At 29.4% G+C, this 21756-nt stretch carries 23 protein-coding genes and 2 other annotated features; of the genes, 14 read left to right on the forward strand and 9 right to left on the reverse strand.

Annotated elements, in window-relative coordinates; all coding sequences use genetic code 11:
• The first annotated feature begins 67 nt into the window (after positions 1 to 67).
• The 3 genes from ARA56_RS03940 (at position 68) to celB (ending at position 4759) form a co-directional block, all read left to right on the forward strand.
• Positions 68 to 1348, forward strand: a complete 1281-nt coding sequence (locus tag ARA56_RS03940) for a L,D-transpeptidase family protein (RefSeq protein ID WP_055264182.1) — start codon at positions 68 to 70, stop codon at positions 1346 to 1348.
• A gap of 233 nt (positions 1349 to 1581) precedes the next feature.
• Positions 1582 to 1844, forward strand: a binding site (T-box leader).
• Between the two features lie 172 nt (positions 1845 to 2016).
• The gene (gene brnQ, locus ARA56_RS03945; RefSeq protein ID WP_055264184.1) at positions 2017 to 3351 is read left to right on the forward strand and encodes a branched-chain amino acid transport system II carrier protein; all 1335 of its coding nucleotides are present in this window, start codon (positions 2017 to 2019) and stop codon (positions 3349 to 3351) included.
• Between the two features lie 124 nt (positions 3352 to 3475).
• Positions 3476 to 4759 carry a PTS cellobiose transporter subunit IIC gene (gene celB / locus ARA56_RS03950; RefSeq protein WP_055264187.1) on the forward strand — a complete coding sequence of 428 codons (1284 nt, stop codon included), beginning with the start codon at positions 3476 to 3478 and terminating at the stop codon, positions 4757 to 4759.
• A gap of 186 nt (positions 4760 to 4945) precedes the next feature.
• Here the strand turns inward: celB and ARA56_RS03955 are convergent, their stop codons facing one another.
• The gene (locus ARA56_RS03955) at positions 4946 to 5629 is read right to left on the reverse strand and encodes a GntR family transcriptional regulator (RefSeq protein WP_055264189.1); all 684 of its coding nucleotides are present in this window, start codon (positions 5627 to 5629) and stop codon (positions 4946 to 4948) included.
• Positions 5630 to 5795: 166 nt separating this feature from the next.
• Between ARA56_RS03955 and ARA56_RS03960 the strand changes: the two genes are divergently transcribed.
• Positions 5796 to 7187, forward strand: a complete 1392-nt coding sequence (locus ARA56_RS03960; protein ID WP_148315739.1) for a glycoside hydrolase family 1 protein — start codon at positions 5796 to 5798, stop codon at positions 7185 to 7187.
• Positions 7188 to 7235: 48 nt separating this feature from the next.
• Here ARA56_RS03960 and ARA56_RS03965 read toward each other — a convergent pair whose 3' ends face one another.
• Positions 7236 to 7823, reverse strand: coding sequence for a 4Fe-4S binding protein (locus tag ARA56_RS03965; protein ID WP_055264193.1), 588 nt, complete (start codon positions 7821 to 7823; stop codon positions 7236 to 7238).
• Between the two features lie 15 nt (positions 7824 to 7838).
• Positions 7839 to 8036, reverse strand: coding sequence for a 4Fe-4S binding protein (locus tag ARA56_RS03970; protein ID WP_055264195.1), 198 nt, complete (start codon positions 8034 to 8036; stop codon positions 7839 to 7841).
• Positions 8037 to 8178: 142 nt separating this feature from the next.
• Here ARA56_RS03970 and ARA56_RS03975 point away from each other — a divergent pair, with 142 nt between their 5' ends.
• The 5 genes from ARA56_RS03975 (at position 8179) to ARA56_RS03995 (ending at position 12307) form a co-directional block, all read left to right on the forward strand.
• The gene (locus ARA56_RS03975; RefSeq protein WP_055264197.1) at positions 8179 to 8829 is read left to right on the forward strand and encodes a Crp/Fnr family transcriptional regulator; all 651 of its coding nucleotides are present in this window, start codon (positions 8179 to 8181) and stop codon (positions 8827 to 8829) included.
• 101 nt (positions 8830 to 8930) lie between these two features.
• On the forward strand, positions 8931 to 9251 hold the full coding sequence (locus tag ARA56_RS03980) for a rhodanese-like domain-containing protein (protein ID WP_055264199.1): 321 nt from the start codon (positions 8931 to 8933) through the stop codon (positions 9249 to 9251).
• Positions 9252 to 9266: 15 nt separating this feature from the next.
• Positions 9267 to 10967 (forward strand): FAD-dependent oxidoreductase, encoded by a 1701-nt coding sequence (locus ARA56_RS03985; RefSeq protein ID WP_055264201.1) that lies wholly within the window; start codon positions 9267 to 9269, stop codon positions 10965 to 10967.
• 92 nt (positions 10968 to 11059) lie between these two features.
• Positions 11060 to 11313, forward strand: a binding site (T-box leader).
• Positions 11314 to 11456: 143 nt separating this feature from the next.
• Complete coding sequence (locus tag ARA56_RS03990; RefSeq protein ID WP_055264203.1) at positions 11457 to 12002, forward strand: tryptophan transporter; 546 nt, start codon at positions 11457 to 11459, stop codon at positions 12000 to 12002.
• Between the two features lie 110 nt (positions 12003 to 12112).
• The gene (locus ARA56_RS03995) at positions 12113 to 12307 is read left to right on the forward strand and encodes a hypothetical protein (protein ID WP_055264205.1); all 195 of its coding nucleotides are present in this window, start codon (positions 12113 to 12115) and stop codon (positions 12305 to 12307) included.
• Positions 12308 to 12368: 61 nt separating this feature from the next.
• Here ARA56_RS03995 and ARA56_RS04000 read toward each other — a convergent pair whose 3' ends face one another.
• From ARA56_RS04000 to agaV, 3 genes are read right to left on the reverse strand one after another with little or no spacing between them, the layout of a single operon-like run.
• Positions 12369 to 13211 carry a PTS system mannose/fructose/sorbose family transporter subunit IID gene (locus ARA56_RS04000; protein WP_055264207.1) on the reverse strand — a complete coding sequence of 281 codons (843 nt, stop codon included), beginning with the start codon at positions 13209 to 13211 and terminating at the stop codon, positions 12369 to 12371.
• The gene (locus ARA56_RS04005; protein WP_055264209.1) at positions 13201 to 14016 is read right to left on the reverse strand and encodes a PTS mannose/fructose/sorbose/N-acetylgalactosamine transporter subunit IIC; all 816 of its coding nucleotides are present in this window, start codon (positions 14014 to 14016) and stop codon (positions 13201 to 13203) included. The genes ARA56_RS04000 and ARA56_RS04005 overlap by 11 nt, the downstream gene beginning before the upstream one ends.
• Positions 14017 to 14073: 57 nt before the next feature.
• The gene (gene agaV, locus ARA56_RS04010; RefSeq protein ID WP_055264211.1) at positions 14074 to 14550 is read right to left on the reverse strand and encodes a PTS N-acetylgalactosamine transporter subunit IIB; all 477 of its coding nucleotides are present in this window, start codon (positions 14548 to 14550) and stop codon (positions 14074 to 14076) included.
• A 433-nt stretch (positions 14551 to 14983) separates the two neighbouring features.
• On the opposite strand from agaV, the gene ARA56_RS04015 reads away from it, so the two are divergent.
• Positions 14984 to 16153, forward strand: coding sequence for an AraC family transcriptional regulator (locus tag ARA56_RS04015; protein WP_055264213.1), 1170 nt, complete (start codon positions 14984 to 14986; stop codon positions 16151 to 16153).
• Positions 16154 to 16381: 228 nt separating this feature from the next.
• Here the strand turns inward: ARA56_RS04015 and yajC are convergent, their stop codons facing one another.
• The 3 genes from yajC to ARA56_RS04030 are packed head-to-tail and all read right to left on the reverse strand — an operon-like array spanning position 16382 to position 18309.
• Entirely contained in the window at positions 16382 to 16660 is a 279-nt protein-coding gene (yajC, locus tag ARA56_RS04020) for a preprotein translocase subunit YajC (protein WP_055264215.1), read from the reverse strand.
• 1 nt (position 16661) lies between these two features.
• Positions 16662 to 17093, reverse strand: a complete 432-nt coding sequence (agaF, locus tag ARA56_RS04025) for a PTS galactosamine/N-acetylgalactosamine transporter subunit IIA (protein WP_055264217.1) — start codon at positions 17091 to 17093, stop codon at positions 16662 to 16664.
• Positions 17094 to 17130: 37 nt separating this feature from the next.
• Positions 17131 to 18309: an SIS domain-containing protein gene (locus ARA56_RS04030; RefSeq protein WP_055264219.1), complete on the reverse strand. Its 1179-nt coding sequence runs from the start codon at positions 18307 to 18309 to the stop codon at positions 17131 to 17133.
• Positions 18310 to 18499: 190 nt separating this feature from the next.
• Here ARA56_RS04030 and nagA point away from each other — a divergent pair, with 190 nt between their 5' ends.
• From nagA to ARA56_RS04050, 4 genes are all read left to right on the forward strand, one after another.
• Positions 18500 to 19639 carry an N-acetylglucosamine-6-phosphate deacetylase gene (gene nagA / locus ARA56_RS04035; RefSeq protein WP_055264220.1) on the forward strand — a complete coding sequence of 380 codons (1140 nt, stop codon included), beginning with the start codon at positions 18500 to 18502 and terminating at the stop codon, positions 19637 to 19639.
• Complete coding sequence (locus ARA56_RS04040; protein ID WP_055264222.1) at positions 19639 to 20163, forward strand: hypothetical protein; 525 nt, start codon at positions 19639 to 19641, stop codon at positions 20161 to 20163. Before nagA ends, ARA56_RS04040 begins: the two co-directional genes overlap by 1 nt.
• Before the next feature lie 42 nt (positions 20164 to 20205).
• On the forward strand, positions 20206 to 21057 hold the full coding sequence (locus ARA56_RS04045) for a class II fructose-bisphosphate aldolase (protein WP_055264224.1): 852 nt from the start codon (positions 20206 to 20208) through the stop codon (positions 21055 to 21057).
• Between the two features lie 177 nt (positions 21058 to 21234).
• Positions 21235 to 21612 (forward strand): hypothetical protein, encoded by a 378-nt coding sequence (locus tag ARA56_RS04050; protein ID WP_055264226.1) that lies wholly within the window; start codon positions 21235 to 21237, stop codon positions 21610 to 21612.
• Positions 21613 to 21756: the final 144 nt, after the last annotated feature.

The following is a 21756-nucleotide window of genomic DNA, read 5'->3' on the forward strand; positions in this document are numbered from 1 at the left end:
TGGTTAACATAATAATAAGATGTTAAAATAAAGTTAGTTATACACAAATACAAAAAGTGGAGGGAATATGGGGAGAATAAAAGATTATATTATTAAGAGAAGACTATTAATAATTATACTGTTAGTAATCATAGTAGCTGGAGTTGGTATAATTAATGTTGGGGTAGCTAAAGCTGAAGAAAGAAAAAGAATTTCTATAATTGAAGATTTGATATCTGAAGGTAGTTATGATGATGCAATTGAAAAAATAGATGAACTTACTGAAAAGTATAGTTATAAATTAGATAAGAAGATTACAGATTATCGAAGTATATTAGAAACATATAGATACATTGATTCATGTAAAGATAGCATAGAAATAAAAGAAATTATAGAATTATTAAAAGAAGATTATAGTGAATTGCTAAAGGATAATATATTTATAAAATTAAATGAAAGTTTATTACAAAAACAGAGTGATATAGATAATCATATAAAAGAAATGGAAAATATCAATATTTTTAAAGTGCAAATCGAGGAAGCTATAGATAGGGATATTGAAGAGGCTAAAACATTAATAGAGATTTTTAAAAGAGATTATCCAGATGAAGATATTTTGGCATTAGAAAATAAATTAAAAGAAAAAATTGGTAATATCGAAAAAGAAAAAGAACTTTTAAAGGAAGATGAAACTGTAATAGAAGAAGTAGAGTATGAAAAAGATATAAATAATTCTACTGGTATTCAAGAAAATAAATTAGGTATAGCTAATACAGTAGCAGCGCAAAATTCAAGTCAAATCATTACTGTAGTAAGTAATGGAGGGTCATATGGAGAACTAGTTATGTGGCAAAAGGATGGAAATGGCAATTGGTTTGAAGTAGATAGAGTGGCTGCAAGATTAGGTCAAAATGGAATGAAGTATGCAAGTGAAGTATATGAAATGGACAAATGTACACCGACAGGTATTTATACTGTTACAGAGGCTTTTGGAATTAATGGTAATCCGGGAAGTGGAGTGCCTTATAGAGAATTAGATGGTTCTGAATATTGGGTTGATGATGTAGATTCAGAATATTATAATACAATGCAATTTGGTGATCCAAATGGAAGATGGAACTCTGCAGAAAAGCTAGTAGATTTTCCGGGGTACTACAATTATTCTCTTGTAATAGATTATAATAGATGGCCAGTAATACCAGGAAAAAGTTCAGCTATATTCCTTCATTGTGATATGGGAATTTACACCTATGGATGTGTAGCTATACCACAAAATAATTTAGTAAATTTGTTAACATGGTTAGATCCGAATAGTAATCCAGTAATGATATTAGATTTTACTTATGAGGATATATATAATAATTATTAAGAATCACTATAAATAACTTAAAAATATTTATAGGATTGCTTAAAAGGTTTAACACTTAAAAATCGATAAAGCTATATATAATAAAATGATATTAAAAATGAGTTATAGTGAATATATTAATTAAAAAATATTTAATATTATAATAAAATAACATAAATAATGATTAAAAAATGTAAAAATAGTATTGACATTGATTTAATGGTAATATATTCTATATTTAGAAATTGATTTTAATAAATTCGTTGAAGAGAAAAAGTAAGTATAGATTTGTTCTACAGAGAGTTGGCATTTTGCTGCAAGCCAATGTTCAAAATATAGCTGAAAAATCATCTCTGAGAAGTAAAGGTGAAAAGTTATTGAGTAATCTTTACCGGAGGCTCACCGTTAAAAGAGAGGCGTATTATAATGTACGTTTACTAAGTGCTATAATAGGTTTATTTTTTATAAGCTAATTTTATAGAATTAGGGTGGTAACGCGGTTAACCCCGTCCCTTTGTATTAAGGGACGGGTTTTTTATATTTAAGTGAAACTCTAAATATATACCTATATTGGCAAATGTGATTTAGATAACTGAAAAAGGGGGCGGTCGAATGGAGACAGACATTGATATTATAAAAATAGGTAATATATATAAAGAATAATAGATTAGATTATTGGGGGAATTATCATGAAGAATTTATCAAGAAAAGATTTAGTATTAGTAAGCTTAATGCTTTTTTCATTATTTTTTGGAGCAGGAAATTTAATATTTCCACCCTTTTTAGGACAAGCAGCAGGTAGCGCTACTTGGGTGGCAATGGCAGGATTCTTTATAACGGCAGTAGGATTTCCTATTTTAGGAGTTGTGGCAGTTGCAAAATCTGGAGGATTATATTCATTAGCTAAAAGGGTTCATCCTGTATTTGCTGCAGTATTTACAGTTTTAATATATTTATCAATAGGACCGGGACTTGGAATACCTAGAGCTGGAAGTTTACCTTTTGAAATGGCAGTTGCGCCATATTTGCCAGAAAGTATATCAACAACATTAGCACTATTTTTATTTACTTTAATATTTTTTTCAGTTGCTTATTGGCTTTCTTTATCACCAGCTAAGCTTGTAGACCGTATGGGGAAGGTTTTAACTCCTACATTATTAGTATTAATTTCACTAATATTTATAGCTAGTATTTTTAGACCTATTGGAGCATATGGAGAAGCAACAGGAGAGTATGTGACATCTCCGTTTGTAAAAGGGTTCCTAGAAGGATATTTAACAATGGATACTATAGCAGCATTAAACTTTGGAATAGTAATATCATTAGCTATAAAGTCTAGAGGAGTATCTGATGAGAAGTTAGTTGTGTCAAATTCCATAAAAGCCGGAGTGATTGCTGGAAGTTTATTAATAGCTATATATGCAGTTTTAGGTCACTTAGGAGCAACTAGCGGAGGTAGATTTGGAACAACTGCAAATGGTGCACAAACATTAACTAATGTAATAACATATATATTTGGAAAACCGGGAGCTGTGTTGTTAGCAATAATATTTACACTTGCTTGTTTAACAACTTGTGTAGGATTAATAACTTCTTGTAGCCAATACTTTGCAACTTTAACGTCTAAGGTTAGTTATAAAGGCTTTGTTAGAATATTAGCATTATTAAGTATGGGAATTGCAAATATGGGATTAACACAAATACTTTCTATATCAGTACCGGTATTAAATGCAATTTATCCAATAGCTATTATGCTGATAGTTTTAGGAATGATGAACAGAGTGTTTACAGGAAATGCAATGGCGTATAGATTAACAATTATATTTACTGGTGTTGTTAGTGTAGTAGATGCATTAGGTCAAGTTGGAGTTGGAGTGGAGGCGCTTACAAAGTTATTTGAAAGATTACCACTTTACTCTCAAGGATTAGGATGGATAGTTCCAGCGGCAGTTGGAATGATATTAGGAGTATTAATGAAGGTAGTTAAAGAGAATGTAAAAACTGAAAAATTAGAAGTTAATTAAGATTAATTTAATGATTGTATAGACAATGTTTATTATGTATCTGTCTATACAATTATTTTTATTACTAAAAGTATTTGGTATATTTGTTTCATCAAAACAACGTTTACAATATGGAGGGGACGAAATGAACTTTTATCAAAAATTTGAAGGTAAAATAATGGAATTTGGGACAAAGCTTAATAATCTAAAGGTATTAAGGGTTTTACGTGATTCATTTATGATATCATTTCCATTAATAATATTTGGATCAATAATGTTAGTTATAGCTAACTTACCATTTTTAGATAAAATATTAAGTCCAGAAACATTAAACTCTTTAAAAACTTTCTTAGGACCAGCATCAATGACAACTATGTCAATAACAACAATCTTTGTTACTTTAGGTATTGGATATTACTTTAGTAAAGAAGAAGGGGTAGATCCTATATTCGGAGCAGCAATTTCTTTAGTATCTTTCTTACTTTTAACTCCTACTGCTGATGGTGGAGACTTAGGAAGTGTATTACAAATAGATAGATTAGGTGCTAAGGGAATGTTTATAGGTATGATAGCAGCATTTTTATCTGCATATATGTATACATTCTTTGTAAAGAAAAATTGGACAATAAAAATGCCAGATACAGTACCACCGGCGGTATCTAAGTCTTTTGCAGCTTTAATACCAGCAGTTTTTACATTATCAACTTTTTTAGTAATAAATATAATATTTACATTTACTCCATGGGGAAATCCACATGATTTTATATATGAAATAATACAAACACCTTTAACTAAATTAGGTAGTGGAATTGCAGCAACAGTAGTAGCAATATTTGCAGTTCAAATTCTATGGTTCTTTGGATTACATGGACAAATTATAGTAAATTCAGTAATGGATCCTATATGGAATACTTTATCACTTGAAAATTTAAATGCTTTCCAAGCTGGAGCAGAAATGCCAAATATAATAACAAAGCAATTTATAGAAACTTTTACAGTTGGGCTTGGTGGAACTGGGATGACTCTTATAGTAATATTAGCTATATTAATATTTATGAAGAGTAGACAATTAAAAGAAATAGCACGACTAGCAGCACCAGCAGGATTATTTAATGTAAATGAACCAGTTACATTTGGATTACCAATAGTTTTAAATCCAATAATAGCTATTCCTTGGATAATAGCACCAGTTGTAGCAACTTTAGTAGCATATTTTGCAATGGCATCAGGATTAGTACCAGCAACAACAGGAGTTGCAGTTCCTTGGACAACACCAGTATTAATAAGTGGATTCCTAGCTACAAATTCTATTGCAGGTTCAATACTTCAATTAGTACAGATGGCAATAGTATTAGTTATATGGTTCCCATTCTTAATGGCATTAGATAAGAGAAATTGTGACTTAGAGAAAGAAGAAAAAAGTGCATAGTATAACTACAAGTTAAACGAAACGTGAACTAATATGATATTATAAATGATAAAATTAATAGCTATAGAAATCAATCGAGGAGTTAAAGTTTTAAAGCCTATGTTTCTTACACTATTAATTTTATCATTTTTTATATGGTATAATTTACTTACTTAATTTGTTCAATAACTATATGAAGTGAAAAAACTATCTTTTAGCATAATAAACTATAGAATTATTAAAATGCTTATTTATAGAGTATTCATAAACTCGTCCGTTAGTAAGATATCCTATATTTTCAACTTGAATGGCTAGATTTGAATCTTGCTTATTAGAAAGCTCCATCTCTTCGTTAGTAAGGATTACTGCAGAGATATTTTTTATGCCATGAGAAATTTCATAATCATTATCATATTCAATATATGAAAGAAGACTTGCTTCACAATTTTGTTTTGTAAGATTAGGAAAAAGTGATATAGGCATATATATATATTCAATATGATCTATTTTTGTATTAATACATCTTAATCGAGTTATATACCAAACCTTTGACCCTTTATCTATTTGTAATTTTTCACAAATATTATCATCAGCAACTATTTGTTTTAAATTTAGAACCTTAGTATGTATATCTTTAGCAGAATAAAGATCATATTGAGAACTTAAATTTAAAGAATATGTGCAAGGTAATTCATTTACAAAAGTTGGGCCACCATGAGATTTCCTAGCATAACCTCTTTCTATTAACACATCCATTACTTTTCTTATAGTATGTCTATTACATTCATATTTTTGAGCAAGATTACTTTCAGAAGGAAATTTTGAATTTACTTCTAATTCACCACAAACTATGCTTTCTATTAAATCTTTTAATATATCTTTACTTTTCAAAATTTAACTTCTCCTTTAGCTTAGTATATTTTAATAATATTACAGTAAGAAAATATTTTCAATAAATCAGTGAGAGGTTATTTATATTTCATTTTGTATAGACAAATGCTGAAAATCTTTATGATAAATATTAGAATTAGGATAATAAAATAGATTTGGAGGTACGATTATGGCTAAATATAAATTTCCAGAAAATTTTACTTGGGGAGCAGCAACTTCAGGCCCACAAACTGAAGGATGGACAGATAAAAAGAACTTTAGTATATATGATTATTGGTTCCAAATTGAACCAGAAAAATTTCATAATGGTGTAGGTCCAGAGATAAATTGTGATACTTATAGAAAATATAAAGAAGATGTTGAGCTTATGAAAGAAATCGGTTTAACTAGCTTTAGAACATCAATACAATGGACAAGACTTATAAAAGATTTTGATACATGTGAAGTAGATCCAGTTGCAGTAGAGTTTTACAATAATTATATTAATGAAATAATAGAAGCAGGAATAGAACCGTATATAAATCTTTTCCATTTTGATATGCCTATAGAATTACAAAATAGAGGTGGATGGGAAAATAAAGAGGTTATAGATTTATATGTTAAGTATGCGACTAAATGTTTTGAGCTATTTGGGGATAGAGTTAAGAAATGGTGTACTTTTAATGAACCAATAGTTCCAGCTGAAGGTGGATATCTTTATAAATTTATGTATCCTAATATAGTAGATTTCAAGAGAGCTATTCAAGTTGGATATAACACTATAGTAGCTCATTCAAAAGCAGTTGAAGCTTTTAGAAAGTTAAATACAGGTGGAGAAATAACAATAGTTTTAAATCTTACTCCATCATATCCAAGATCTCAAGATGAAAAAGATTTAGAGGCATCAAGAATTGCAGATGGAATATTTAATAGATCGTTCTTAGATCCAGTAGTTCATGGTACATTCCCAAGTGATTTAGTAGAATTACTTAAAGAAAATAATTTAATGCCTGAATATACTGAGGAAGAATTAGAAGTAATTAAGAATAATCCAATAGATTTCTTAGGAGTTAACTATTATCAACCAAGAAGAGTAAAGGCTAAGGAAACAGAAGTAGACGTTAATGCACCTATAATGCCAGAAACTTTCTTTGATTATTATGATATGCCAGGAAAAAGAATGAATCCATATAGAGGATGGGAAATAGCACCACAAGTAATGTATGATGTAGCTGTTAACATAAAAGATAATTATAATAATATTCCATGGTATATTTCAGAAAATGGTATGGGAGTTGAAGGTGAAGAAAGATTTAGAGATGAGAATGGTGTAATAAATGATGATTACAGAATAGATTTCGTAAAAGAACACTTAACATATCTTCATAAAGGAATACAAGAAGGGTCAAACTGCTTCGGATACCATTTATGGACATTTATAGATTGTTGGTCATGGGCAAATTCATTTAAGAATAGATATGGATTTGTAGCTTTAGACTTAGAATCAGGAAAAAGAACTGTAAAGAAATCAGGAAGATGGATAAAAGAAGTATCTGAAACTAACGAAATTGAATATTAAAATAGAAAAAAAGTGAAGGGCTATAATTTTAAGCCCTTCACTTCTTTTTTAGAATTCAATTTTATCTTTAATTATACATATTCCTTGAGTCATAGTTCCCATAGGACAATACACACACCAGGAGTTAGGCTTATAAATAAGCATAGTAACTATTCCAAGAATTGTTGAAGTTATCATTATACTATAAAATCCAAATGCAAATTGAGCAATCCATGGAGTTACATGAGAATAATCGGCAAAATTCCAAGGTAACTTAAAGGCCCATAGAAGTGTTATAACTTCTTTTAGTGTGTTGGTACCATTAAACACTAAGTAAGTGTTAAATATCATATTAATAAACATGGATAAAAAGAAGATTAAGAATCCGTATCTAAAGTATTTATGCTTCAAAAACTTAGGCATAGGTTTATTTCTAGAAAGTTTATATTTATTTCCTAGCATGTTTAAAAGCTGACCTCTACCACAGTAGCTATTGCAATATGTTTTTCCACCACCGAATATTGATATTAACAATGGAATAGAGAAGCATAATAAACCAAGCCAAGCAAATAAAATATTAAAAAGTCCTAAAAATAAATACACGGTAGATAAAATCCACATATATTCAGACCAATGTTTTTTCTTATTTTTCTTCATAATGTATAAAACCTCCTATTTAACTTCTATAGTAGATGCAGGACAAGCTTTTGCACATTTACTACATCCTACACATTTATCAAAATCTACTTTAGAGTAAATTCCTTTATATATTGTAATCGCATTAAAAGGACAAGCTTTTTCACAAATTCCACAAGCAACACAGTATGTTTTATCTACATAAGCTTTTTTTCTAATAAATTTTTTTTCCACAATTAAATCTCCCTTCATAAAAATAAAATTTCACAAAATTTAATATAAGTATACGGTTATAATATATATATTGTATGTGATTTAATCACTAAGAGTATAAGTAGAAAAAGGGTATATTTTTAATATGAGGTGATAGAGAAAAATGACTTATAATATAGAAGATTTATATGAAGCTTATCCAGTTTTAAAAAAAGTTGATAGAAGTTTTAATGGAGTAATAAGTAAAAAAGTAATTTATAAAGAGTTATTAGCCAGTGAACATTTAACTACCAATGGAACTAGTTGTACAGGCTTTTTATTTGTTTTAAGTGGAGATATTAAGATTCAAAGGATAGGATATGATGGTGAAGAAACTAATCTTTATAATATTGGAAGAGGGGAGCTTTGCCATGAGGCATTAAGTTGCTTTTTGAAGTGTGAACCATTAAATATAATAGGAAAAGCAACACAAGATTCTAGAATTTGTATTATACCATTTGATATAGTTGAAAATTACCTTTTGAATAATGTGGATTTTTTAAAAGAAATGTATAGAGACTTACATTCTAAATTTAATTTAATAATTGGGACTAAGGAAGAAGTGAAGCATGAATCATTACAAAAAAGGTTGGTAAAGTTATTAATAAGTAAAAAAAGTAAAAATATTTATGCAACACATGCTGAGATAGCTTTTGAATTAGATTCAGCTAGAGAGGTTATTAGCAGACGGCTTAAGGAATTAGAAAAAGAGGGATATGTAAAACTTACAAGAGGAAAAATACAAATAATAAAAGATTTAAATGAATTAATGTAATCAAGTCACAAAAGTTTTAAAAATTTATGAGTAAACTATAGATATACAAGAGATAAATAAATTTCAAAAACATAAATAACAACATTTTAGGAGGAAAAGTTATGTTTGGATTTTTTAATAGAAATACAGGAAAATCAATAAATGTAAATGATATTGATAGTTTAGTAGGAAAGGTTGAACTTATAGATATAAGAGAGCCTTATGAATATAATAGTGGTTCAATTGTTAGTGCAAAGAATATTCCGATGAAAACCCTTTTAGGAAATCCATCAAAATATTTATCTAAGGATAAAGAGTACTATATAATGTGTCAATCAGGAGGAAGAAGTTCTATGGCATGTAGTGAGCTAGCTAAGATGGGATATGATGTTATTAATGTATCTGGTGGTATTGGGTCATATTTAGGAAAAAATAGAAATTAAAGAGGTGATATTGAGATGAATAAAAAAATTTTAATTGTAGGTGGAGTTGCTGGTGGGGCATCTGCAGCGGCTAGGTTAAGAAGAAATAGTGAAAAAGATAAAATCATAATGTTTGAAAAGGGGCCTCATGTATCATTTTCAAACTGTGCACTTCCATATCATTTAAGTGGAACTATAGAAGCACCAAATAGATTAGTGCTTATGAGTCCAGAAAAATTTAAGGCTCAATATAATATTGAGGCGAGGGTAAATAGTGAAGTTGTATCAATAGATAGACAAAATAAAGAGATTGAAGTGAAAAATATACTTACTGGAGAGGTATATAGAGAGAAATATGACAAACTTATTCTTTCACCAGGAGCAAGACCAATAGTGCCTAATATTCCAGGTATAGAAAATGTTAATGTATTTACTATAAGAAACGTTATTGATATTGATAAATTAAATAGATTTATTAAGGAAATAGAAGTTAAGGATGTTGCTGTAATTGGTGGTGGATATATAGGAGTTGAAGCTGCTGAAAATTTAATTGAAGGCGGATATAACGTTTCATTAATAGAAGCAACATCTCAAATATTAAAACCTTTTGATTATGATATGGTTCAAATTCTTCATAAAGAGATAATGGATCATGGGATAAATTTAATAATTGAAGATAAGGTTATGAGTTTTGAAAAGGATAAGATCGTTTTAGCTTCAGGAAAGAAGATAGATGCAAAAGCTGTAGTTATGGCAATCGGTGTAACTCCAGAAGTTGAATTAGCAAAAGCTGCTGGATTAGAAATTGGAGAAACTGGAGCAATAAAAGTAAATAGTAATTATAGAACTAATGATGAAGATATATATGCAGTAGGAGATGTAATAGAAGTATATAATGCATTAACTTGCATGAGCACAAAATTATCATTAGCGGGTCCTGCACAAAAAGCTGCTAGAACAGTAGCAGATCATATAAATGGTAAAACAACTGCTAATAAAGGATACATTGGATCATCTGCCATTAAAGTCTTTGATTATAATGCAGCATCAACTGGATTAAATGAATCTTTAATTAAAGTTTTAGATATGAAGATAAAATATGATATAGTTAGAATTATTCCGTCAGATAAAGTAGGAATAATGCCTGACTCATCACCAATGCATTTTAAGCTTATATTTGAAGTTCCTACAGGAAGAGTGTTAGGAGCTCAAGCTATAGGTAAAGGCGATGCAATAAAAAGAATTGATGTCATAGCTACAGCTATTAAGTTTGGTGCTACAGTAGAAGATTTAAAAGATTTAGAATTATGCTATGCACCACCATTTGGAACAGCAAAAGATGTAGTTAATTATGCTGGCTATGTAGCATCAAATCTTTTAAATGGAGAATTTAAACAAGTTAATGTTGATAAAGTAAGAGAACTGGTTGAGGAAGAAGCTTATATAATTGATGTTAGGGAAAGAATGGAATATGAAAATGGTCATATAAAAGGAGCGATTAATATTCCATTAAGTGAATTACGAGATAGAGTAAACGAAATACCTAAAGATAGACCTGTATATTTACACTGTAGAACAGGACAAAGAAGTTATAATGCAGTATTAGCCTTACAAAATTTAGGGTTTGGCAATGTAGTAAATATTACAGGAAGTTATTTAGCATTATCTTATTATGAATATTATAATGATATAGCTAAAAATAGAGAAAGTATAATGACAAAGTATAATTTTAAGTAATTGCACACTAAATAGGAAAGTGTAGCATTTATACTATTTATAAAATTTATTGTGACAAAATAAAGAATTTCAAATATAATATATAATATATTACAAATTCAGAGATGAGGGAGAGTAGCGAAATCAAGCTTCATTAAAGAGAGTTAGGGATGGTGAGATCCTAACAAGAAGAAATTTTGTGAATGGGCCTCTTAGAAGTAAAGGGAAATACAGTTTTGTAAAGTACTGGCACCGTGAGCTGCACGTTATAGCAGATAGAATATGTTAGTATTCGAAATTGAGAGGCTTATTATATTTTTATAATAGCAATTTAGGTGGTACCGCGGATTATAACTCCGTCCTATTTTTATAGGACGGAGTTTTTTTATTCTATATTTAATTATAGGTGTTTATTTTGGAGGTGAGTTTATGGTTTGAAGTTTCTTATCAAGTAAAGAAGACTTGGAAGTAATTAAAAAAGAATATAAATATATTTGGAGGAATAATAAAATGAAAAGAAATAGTAATACAAAAAAAATAGTTATCAATGCTTTACTTTTAGGAATAGGAGCGATTTTACATCAAATTACACCTGCTTTAGGAATACCTATGCAACCAGATTTTGCATTAGCTATGTTGTTTATTGTAATGATTATAAATTTTGGAGATTATAAAACATCATTAATTGCTGGAATAGTAACTGGAATTTTTACTGCTTTAACCACAAAGTTTCCTTTAGGACAAGTTCCTAATATAATAGATAAGATAGTTACAGTAAATCTAATATATATCTTAATGATATTTATGAAACAATTCGTAAAAAGAGGATTTGAAATTAATAATATGAAGTTAAGTATAATAGCAATAATATTTAGTTTAGGAACTTTAATTAGTGGCACAACATTTTTAGTATCAGCACAAATTTTAGTTGGACTTCCTATGAATTTTGGAATACTATTTACAACTGTAGTATTGCCAGCAGTAATAATAAACTCAATAGCAGGTATATTCTTATTTAAAATAGTAGTTTCTTCATTAAAAAGAATTGCTATATAAATCTACAATTTAAAATGAACACTTGTGACTTAATTATATTTAATTTTACTTTTCTATTTAAACAGTATATTCTTATAATAAAGAAGGAAATATAAAAAGAGGTGTGTAGTATGATAAGTGTATGTCCAGAATGTTCAGGAATAAATATAGATAGATTAGAAAAGGAATTTGGAAAAGATAATATTGATTATAGATGTATTGGAGAATGTGGAGGACGAGATGGAATAGTACTTGGATATACTAAAAGAACATTTATCCAAGCTGAAAGCGATGATGAGTTTATTGAAATAGTAAAAAAATTATAGTATGTACAAATAAAAGGAGTTGTTATTAACAACTCCTTTTAAGTGTTAAAAAGATATTATTTTATCCCCACATTGTGAAGCCACCTAAGTGACCAATAAATGCACCAACGATTCCGATTACAAGTAAAAGAGCTATACAAGTAACTGGCTTCCAACCTTTCTTCTTAAGTAAGAAGAATAATAATAATGTTAAAGCTAGAGGAATCATTTGAGGTAATACACCATCTAATATAGCTTGAATATCGATTGGAGCTTCACCATTTGGTATTACGATTCCTAATTTAGTTGCACCATAGTTAGAAGTTAAAGCACCAACTATGAATACACCTAGCATAGAAGCAGCACGTGTAAATTCTTTAGCATTCTTAGTTAAAATATCAATTGCCTTAGAACCTAGGTTGTAAGACCAGTGCATTAACCAATATCTTACACCAAATTGAACAGCATTGAAGATTAATAAGAATAATATTGGACCAGCTAGTGAACCATTGATTGCCATATTAGCAGTGATACCAGCAGTAATTGGAACTAGTGTAAACCAGAAGATAGCATCTCCGATTCCACCTAAAGGTCCCATAGCAGCAACTCTTACGGCTCTGATAGTATTTGTATCTGCTTTTTGTTGCTCTAAAGAAAGAATTATACCCATAACGAAAGTTACTAAGAATGGGTGAGTATTAAAGAATTCTAGGTTGTGTTTCATAGATTTAGATAAATCATCTTTATTAGTATGAATTTCTTTTAATCCAGGTAATATACCATATAACCATCCTGCAGCTTGCATTCTTTCATAGTTAAAAGAAGCTTGTAGGAATAATGAACGCCAAACCATTTTGTTTAAAGTTTTCTTGTCAAGTTGTTTAGCTGGAGTTAAATCTTTATATTGAGTTGAATTAAATTCCATCTTCGTCATCTCCTCCCCCTACTGGTGCATAAGCTGCACTGCTCTTCATTTTTACATTAGTTTGGAAGTCATAGATAGCAACAGCGATTCCGATAAATGCGATAATTAATAGAGCTGAACCACTTAATCCGTCTATCTTTCCAATTATTGTTGCTAGAGCAAAACCAGCGAAGTAAATACCCCATAAATCGTTTGATAACATGATACGTAAAAGTATTGCAAATCCAACATAACGCATCATTCCACCAGCAGCACTAAGTCCGCTCATGAACCAAGCAAATTGTTCAGATAATGCAGTTAATGTTTTACCAGCAGCAGCACCACCGATTAAACCGATAACAACTACTAAAGCAAAGAATAATCCTAAAGCACCCATTGCTAGATAGTTAAGATTTTCAATTCCTTTTGTATTCGCATCTTCAGCATATTTATCAGCTTTTGACATTAATGGAGACATGATTGTGAATAGTAAAGTTACACAATATTGGCCGATTAATGCGAATGGAACAGCTAGTCCAACAGCTGCAGCTGGATCTAGTTTAGAAGAAATAGCAAATACAACTGCCATTATTCCACCAATAACAGCATTTGGAGGTTGAGCTCCTCCGATTGGCATATTTCCGATTGTCATTAATTGATAAGTACCACCTACTATAAGACCGGTTTGTAAATCACCAAGAATTGCACCGACAACAGCACCAGATACAATTGGTTGGTATAATGATTCTAAGAAACTGAATTGGTCTATACCTGCAATAAATGCAAATACTGCAACCAATAAGATTTGTACTACATTAAAATCCATTATTGTAATCCCCCTTATTTAATATTTAGTTTTTTTTATAATGACCTTAAAAAGGTATTATTTGAATAGTTTATCAAGGCTTTCTGCACTTTCAGTAGGAACTCTTCTAATTTCAAGTTCTACACCTAAGTCTTTTAATTTTCTAAATGCTTCTACGTCCTTATCATCTACCGCGACAGAACCAGCAACTTGTCTCTTACCTTGAGCCATATGCATATTTCCAATATTAACTTTCTTTATTGGAACACCGCCTTCAACTAGCTTTAATACATCAGAAGGAGTTTCGCAAACTATGAAGATAAATTGCTTTGCGCTAGCTTTGTGAATTGTGCTTATAGTTTTTTCAAGAGTCCAGTAACGAGTTGAAGCATAAGATGGAGCAGCCATATCCATTAAACCTTGTCTAAGCTTGTCCCCAGCAACAACATCGTTAGCAACTAGAATTAGGTTTGCTCCGATGGAACTACACCATTGAGTTGCAACTTGTCCATGAATTAATCTGTTATCTATTCTTGTTAAAACGATATTTGGCATATTTTCACCTCCTTTATTAACAAATTGTAAAAAGTTATTAACTCTTTATATTTATTATAAAACTAACAAAAGATGGAATCTTTGGATTTTTTAATAATTGTTTTATGTTTTTTAACAACGTTTACAAAAAGGTTAAAAATACGATGATTTTTTTATGTTAAATATAATTTCAAAGCATAAAACGCGAAAAATAGGCATTATTGTAATGATAGTAAATAATTGACAAAGATTATAATTATATTACAATATAGTTGTATAAAAGAATAGAATTAAATAGGGTATTTATATATTTATCGTAAGGGTTTTTATTAAAAATATTATGTATATCATAATGAAGTGAAATTATGAATATATTATGTTAGGACAACCTTCCGTTGAGAAGATTTTCGAGTTCCAATATGATAAATATTTAAAATGAGAGAGGGGATTTGCTATGTATGATAAAACATCAAGCGCTCAATTTAAAAAATACGGTTCTATTTATGATGAACCAAAGGATCTGCATAGTGATGAATTGATACAAAGGGAAGTGGTAACTACTGATAGAGTAATTTCTAGTTTGTATCATTTTTCAGAACCAGTGTATGTAGAGGTCAAGGATGGAATGGCTTATATATTAATTGGTGATTCAAGTGATGGAGAATTTAAATTATTTGGAATACATAGGAATTTAGAAATTAAGGCTAATATGTATTTCAATATAATTCCTATGATGGATCAGGTAAAATTTAATTTAATAATTCCACCTAACTATAATTTAAACATTGAATTTCTAAATCCACCATATGAGTATAATAGAATTTTACCAACAATTAATATACCAGAAATAATGGCATATTATTATACAATAAAAAGTCCAAACTATAAGTTTAAAGGTGAAAGACATAATATATATGAATTAACCTTTGTAGATAACGGAACATTAGAAACATCAATTGATAATGTAAGTTATACTTTGAATTCTTATGACTTGATTATTTATGGAAAAAATCAGCTTCATACTCAGAATGTAAATAGCGATTCATCATGTTCATACTTAACTGTTATGTTTGATATGGAATGTAAAGATGATAGTTTAATTTGCAATAGAGTATTTCACTGTAGAAAAGAGTTATACAAGGCAATAAGAACCTTTGCAAAAAATATATCATCTACGTTGCCTTATACGCAGAATTTAATATTAAGTAATTTTCATGAAATAATTATTAGATTATTCCAGTATGATTATTTAGGTACAGAGTCAGATAAATTACCCACTGAAACTCAGCAATATTTTCAAGACGAACTATTAGAAGGAATTTTAGCTTATATTGATAAGATGGTCTGTGAACCTATTACAATTGAAGAACTTTGTGGTAAGTTTTCAGTATCTAGGTCTTCATTACAAACATTATTTAAAAATAATTTAAATACTTCGCCTAAAAAGTATATTAATGATTTAAAGTTAGCTAAAAGTAAACTATTAATAAAAGAAAATAAATATACTATTAGTGAAATAGCATTTATGTTAGGATTTAGTTCAATTCATTACTTTTCAAGAGCTTTTACTCAACACTTTGAGATAAGTCCTAGTGAATATGCACAAACTGTATTTAAGTCTTAATTAAGCAATTGAAATAAAGTGCGAGGCACTTTGGTGAAAAGTTTGACTTCGTAAAAGGGGAAAATGTCACTGACGTGACAGTGAAAATATTGCCTATGGCAATAGTAAAAAGTGTCTACATTAGTACCTTTCACTTTAAGTTAAGTTAACTTTTCCCTGCTACGCTAGTAGCCTTTTCACTTCGTGAAGTCGACCTTTCACCAGTGAATTTCGCTCGCACTTTATTTTTTAAGCAACACTTTGAATAGCATATCTAGATACAGTAACTACTACATTTTTAGCAACTTCTACATCTACAGTATCATTTCCTACTTTAACTACTTTACCATAAACGCCACCACAGAACATAACTTTAGTTCCAGGTTTTAATTCAATATGAAATTCTTTAATTTCAGATGTTCTTTTTTTAAGGTTTTTTGCTGAGATAAATAATAATATCATAGCTGCTATTCCTACTAATACTGCTACTGTGATACATGTCCACATAACAACTTCCCAATTTATCATATTAGATACCATCCTCGCATTCAACATCTTCATGTACAATAAATTCAAATTTTAAAATTCCGCTTCTTCCAACTTCTAAAGCACTTTCTGATAATAAAGATAAATCATCTATCATATCTTTAGTCATAGATATTTCAAGGGCCATAGGTAAATTTGTTCCACCTATTACTTCCATAGGTTTATTAATTTCTGTTTTCACTTCAACTAGAGTTTTAAAAGGTGAACCTCCAGCTAAATCAGCAAGAGCTAAGATACTATCACAATTATCTAAAGATTTTAAAGAAGTATAGTATTTTTCTTTAAGAGTTTCTGTTGAGTCTGTTTCTTCAAAATCTACATATTCAACATTAATTGATTCCCCTGCAATTAGTTTTAAAGAAGAACGTAAACCTGATGCAAAGTTTCCATGACCACTAATTATTAATCCAACCATATTTATTCATCCTCTCTCAATTCCTTATAAGTTATTTTTATTTACATGTATATTGATATAATGTAACACCTTTAACAACACGGTTTACTTCTCCAGATGGGCAAGGGTTATCTGGTGTTAAATCCATTGATAAAGATTTTAATACTGCTAAAGTTTGTGCAAATGTAATATATGCTAAACCTAACTCAGCATTATTTGCATTTGAATTAATATTATAAGATACTGTGTAATCAGCTAAAGTGTCTAATTCTTCTGAATGCTTGTCTGATACAACTACTAACTTATTATTCTTTCTTTGAGAACTGATCTCTCTAATTAAATCTAATTCATATTTATAAGTATATTCATCGTTACTAACATAAATGACTGTTAATGTAGAATCATCAATGATAGATTTTGGACCATGTCTGAACCCTAATGGAGTATCAAACACTGCAACTGTTTTTCCAGCAGTTAATTCAAGCATCTTTAATGAAGATTCTTGTGATATACCTTTTAATGTATTGCTACCTAAATAAACTATTCTTTCAAAATTAAATTCATCAATTATTTTAGATGCAATTTCATAATTATTATCTAAGAAATTTTGAGTAGAAGAGCAAACTTTATTTAACATGGATTCTTTTTGCTCTAGTTCATCTAGGTTAAAGCAAAGATATGCAGCTAGATACATATTTGAAAAACTAGAAGTCATAGCAAATGATTGATCATGAGTTTCATCAGTAAGATTTATTGCATAGCAATTATCAAGTTCATCTGCCATTTTAGAAAGTGCACCATCTTTATTGCAAGTAATAAATAAATTATATAAATTATTACAAACTACAGAAGCAGCTTCAACAGCACCTATTGATTCTGGAGAATTACCTGAACGGCCAAAACTTACTAATAATGTTGGCTTAGTTTTTGAAAGATAATTTTCAGGTGTAGCAACTATATCTGTTGTTCCATAAGATTTAACCTTGTAATTTAATTCCTTATTTAAGTAAGAATATAATGAGTTACCAATAAACTCACTAGTACCAGCACCGGTTAAGATAACATCAAAGTCATCACATTTGATAACTTTATCTATAAAAGATTGTATAGCTTGTTTGCTTTCTTTAATTTGATTTAATGTTTTTAACCATGTTTTAGGTTGTTGGTAAATTTCTTTTAAAGTAAATGAGGAAAGTGTTTTCTTCATTTGCTCTTCATTAATATTAAATATATTCATAAAAATATCCCCTCCACTGTATTTTAAACTTTATAAATTTTAAGCTGAGCTTTATTAATTTTAATTATAATGAAGAGCTATTTAAATACAATGGAAGTGCTGAAAGATATAATATGTATGTTAAAAAGTGCAAATATTAGAAAAATAAACTTATGTATAATTAAAGTAATGATATACAAGGAGGATGACTATGTTAATACAAAGTAAAAAAGTTTGGATAGCAGATCAATTTATTCCAGCTCAAATTGAGATTGATTATAATAAAATAATTAATATTTATAACTATAATGAAAAGAGCGGAGCTCTAGATTATGGTGATAGGAGAATTGTTCCAGGATTTATAGATGTTCATTGTCATGGAGCATATGGCTTTGATACAAATGATGCTAATGAACAAGGTCTTAGAAATTGGACAAAGGGTATAGTTAGTGAGGGAGTTACATCAATACTACCAACAACTATAACTCAAAGTAATGAAGTTCTTACTAAAGCTGTGGCTAATGTAGCTAAGGTTGTAGAGGAAGGATATGATGGAGCCGAAATATTAGGAATACATTTTGAGGGACCATATCTTGATATGGAGTATAAAGGAGCTCAACCGAAGCAGTTTATTACTAAACCTACAGTAAGAGAATTTCAAGCTTATCAAAGAGCAGCAAAAGGATTAATAAAATATGTAACTTTGGCAACTGAAACGGATGAGGATTATGAGCTTACAGAGTACTTGTTTAAAAATGGAATAGTTGCAAGTATAGGACATTCTGCAGCAACTTATGAAGAAGCTGTACTTGCTTTTGCACATGGAGCTAGATCACAAACCCATGTATATAATGGAATGACTCCATTTAATCATAGAAAAAATGGACTAGTTGGAGCAGCTTATAGAATTAAAGGAATGTATGGTGAAGTTATTTGTGATGGAAATCATTCAAGTTTAGCAGCTCTATATAATTTTTTCAATGCTAAGGGACCAGATTACGGAATTATGGTTACAGATGCATTAATGGCTAAAGGGTATGAGCCTGGAACTAAATTTATTTTTGGTGGAAATGAAATAGAAATATATGAAGATGGTAGTGCTCATTTAGTTGATACTAAAGGATTGGCTGGATCTACATTAAGGATGAATGAAGGTCTTAGAATATTAGTTGAAGAAGCGATGGTACCATTTAATTATGCAATTAATGCATGTACTGTAAATCCTGCAAGATGTTTAGGAATTGACAACCGTAAGGGAAGAATAGGGGTCGGGTATGATAGCGATTTGGTAGTTCTTAATCATGACTATTCCGTACATCAAACATATTGTTTAGGAAAGGCGATGTTGTAATGAAGAAACATGTTACTAATTTGGCAGGAAATAATTTGTATTTAGACGTATATGGAAATACGGTTTATTACAATATCTTTGATAAGAAAGGCTATATTATATCAAAAGAAGTAGAGCAAAAGTTTAGATTGTTATATTACAGATATTCAATTATTGTTATAGTTTTAATCTTATTAGGAGACTATTTTAAGTCATTACAGAATACTCTTATTATAGGAGTTGGAGCTGTAGTTTTAGTAGAACTATATTTTAGAGGAATATATCTAAAAAAGCTAAAATCAATAAAGGATTTTAAGAGAGATAAAAAGGTTTCTAAGTTAGAAGTTATTGTTAGAAGCAAAGAAAAAGAAAAAATAGTGATGAAAGCATGTGCATATATGCTATTAAGTATATTAATCGTACTAAATGCAATACAACAAAACTTTAATATAGTTTTTATGATTTTAAGTGGAATAGTAGCTATATATAGTATCTATTCAGGAGTTCTTAATATAGTAGCTGTTAATAAAATGAAAAAAATATAAAGTTAGCATATACAAAGTAAAAATCGAGGGAGAAGAGGTATTATGGAATTAATTACAACTAAACAAATTTTAAAGCAAGCTCAAGAAGGGAATTATGCTATAGGCGCATTTAATGTTGAAAATATGGAGATGGTTATGGCTGTTATTAGTGCAGCTGAGGAGATGAATGCTCCTGTTATAATGCAAACTACTCCATCTACAGTAAAATATGCAGGTCTTGATTACTTTTTAGCAAATGCAAAAGTTGCTGCTAGTAAAGCGAAGGTTCCAGTAGTTATGCATCTAGATCATGGGTCAAGCTTTGAGTTAGCAGCTCAAGCACTTAGAGCAGGATATACTTCAATTATGATAGATGGATCTCATAGTGATTTTGAGAGTAATATAGAAATATCAAAGGCAGTTGTAGATATGTGTAAACCTTCAGGAGTAGCGGTTGAAGCTGAGCTTGGAAAAGTTGGAGGCAAAGAAGATGATTTAGATGGTGGAGATGGAGATTTATATACAGATCCATTAGAAGCTAAAGAGTTTGTTGAAAGAACAGGTGTTGACTCATTAGCTATTGCAATAGGAACAGCTCATGGGATGTATAAAGGTGAACCTAAGTTAGATTTAGAAAGACTTTCAGAAATAAGAAAAGTTGTATCAGTTCCACTTGTATTACATGGAGGATCAGGTATTCCAGATTGGAAGGTACAAGAGGCAATTAAGAGAGGAATTTGTAAAGTTAATTATGCAACAGAATTAAGAATTGCTTATACGCATGGAGTAAATACGTATCTTAAAGAAAATCCTGATACAATAGATCCTAAGAAATATAATAAAGCAGGAATTGATGAAGTTAAAAAGTTTGTAATAGAAAAGATAAAAGTTTGTGGTTGTCAAAATAAAGCATAAGGCTAAATGTTGGACAAGTATCGTGTAAAAAGTATCTATGTATAAAAGATATAAAATAGGTTGATAAAGAAAGAGGAACATATTAAATGTTCTTCTTTTTTATAGCTTATGATATAATTTATATGTAGAATTTTATAAGGAACAAATGAATGGTATGAAAAAATTGGGAGGGTTTATATGGGAAGAACAAATATAATTAATATTACAAAAAGTTATTTAGATAAAAGAGGATATAATAATATAAACTTTGATAATGGATATGGAGTTGTTGTTTTTGAAAAGGTTAAGATATTCTTTTATCCAGGAAATGAGGTTTTAAGAATAACAGCTATACCAACAGATAGAAAGTATAAGATATATAAAGATTTTAATATAGAAGGAACCAGTATAGGAAATATACTACTTAAATACCAGCCAGATAAAAGTAATTCAGAGTTAATGTATGATATTTATGAGAAGTATGTAACTGATTCAAATATTGATAAAGTAGCAATATTTTTCTTAAATAATACACAGGATATTTTTAATGACGTTGAAAGTGATGAGTTGCACTAGGTAAAAGTTAAATAGGAATAAAAAAACTAGTAGATTAATTTTAATTCTACTAGTTTTTTATTTGTTTTTAATATTATTGAAAAACTTTTTAAGCAATTTTAAGTAGTATTCTTTTATGATTTTAAAAAGAAAAAAGTTAGGTAT

This window comes from Clostridium disporicum (assembly GCF_001405015.1).
GTDB classification, from domain to species: domain Bacteria; phylum Bacillota; class Clostridia; order Clostridiales; family Clostridiaceae; genus Clostridium; species Clostridium disporicum_B.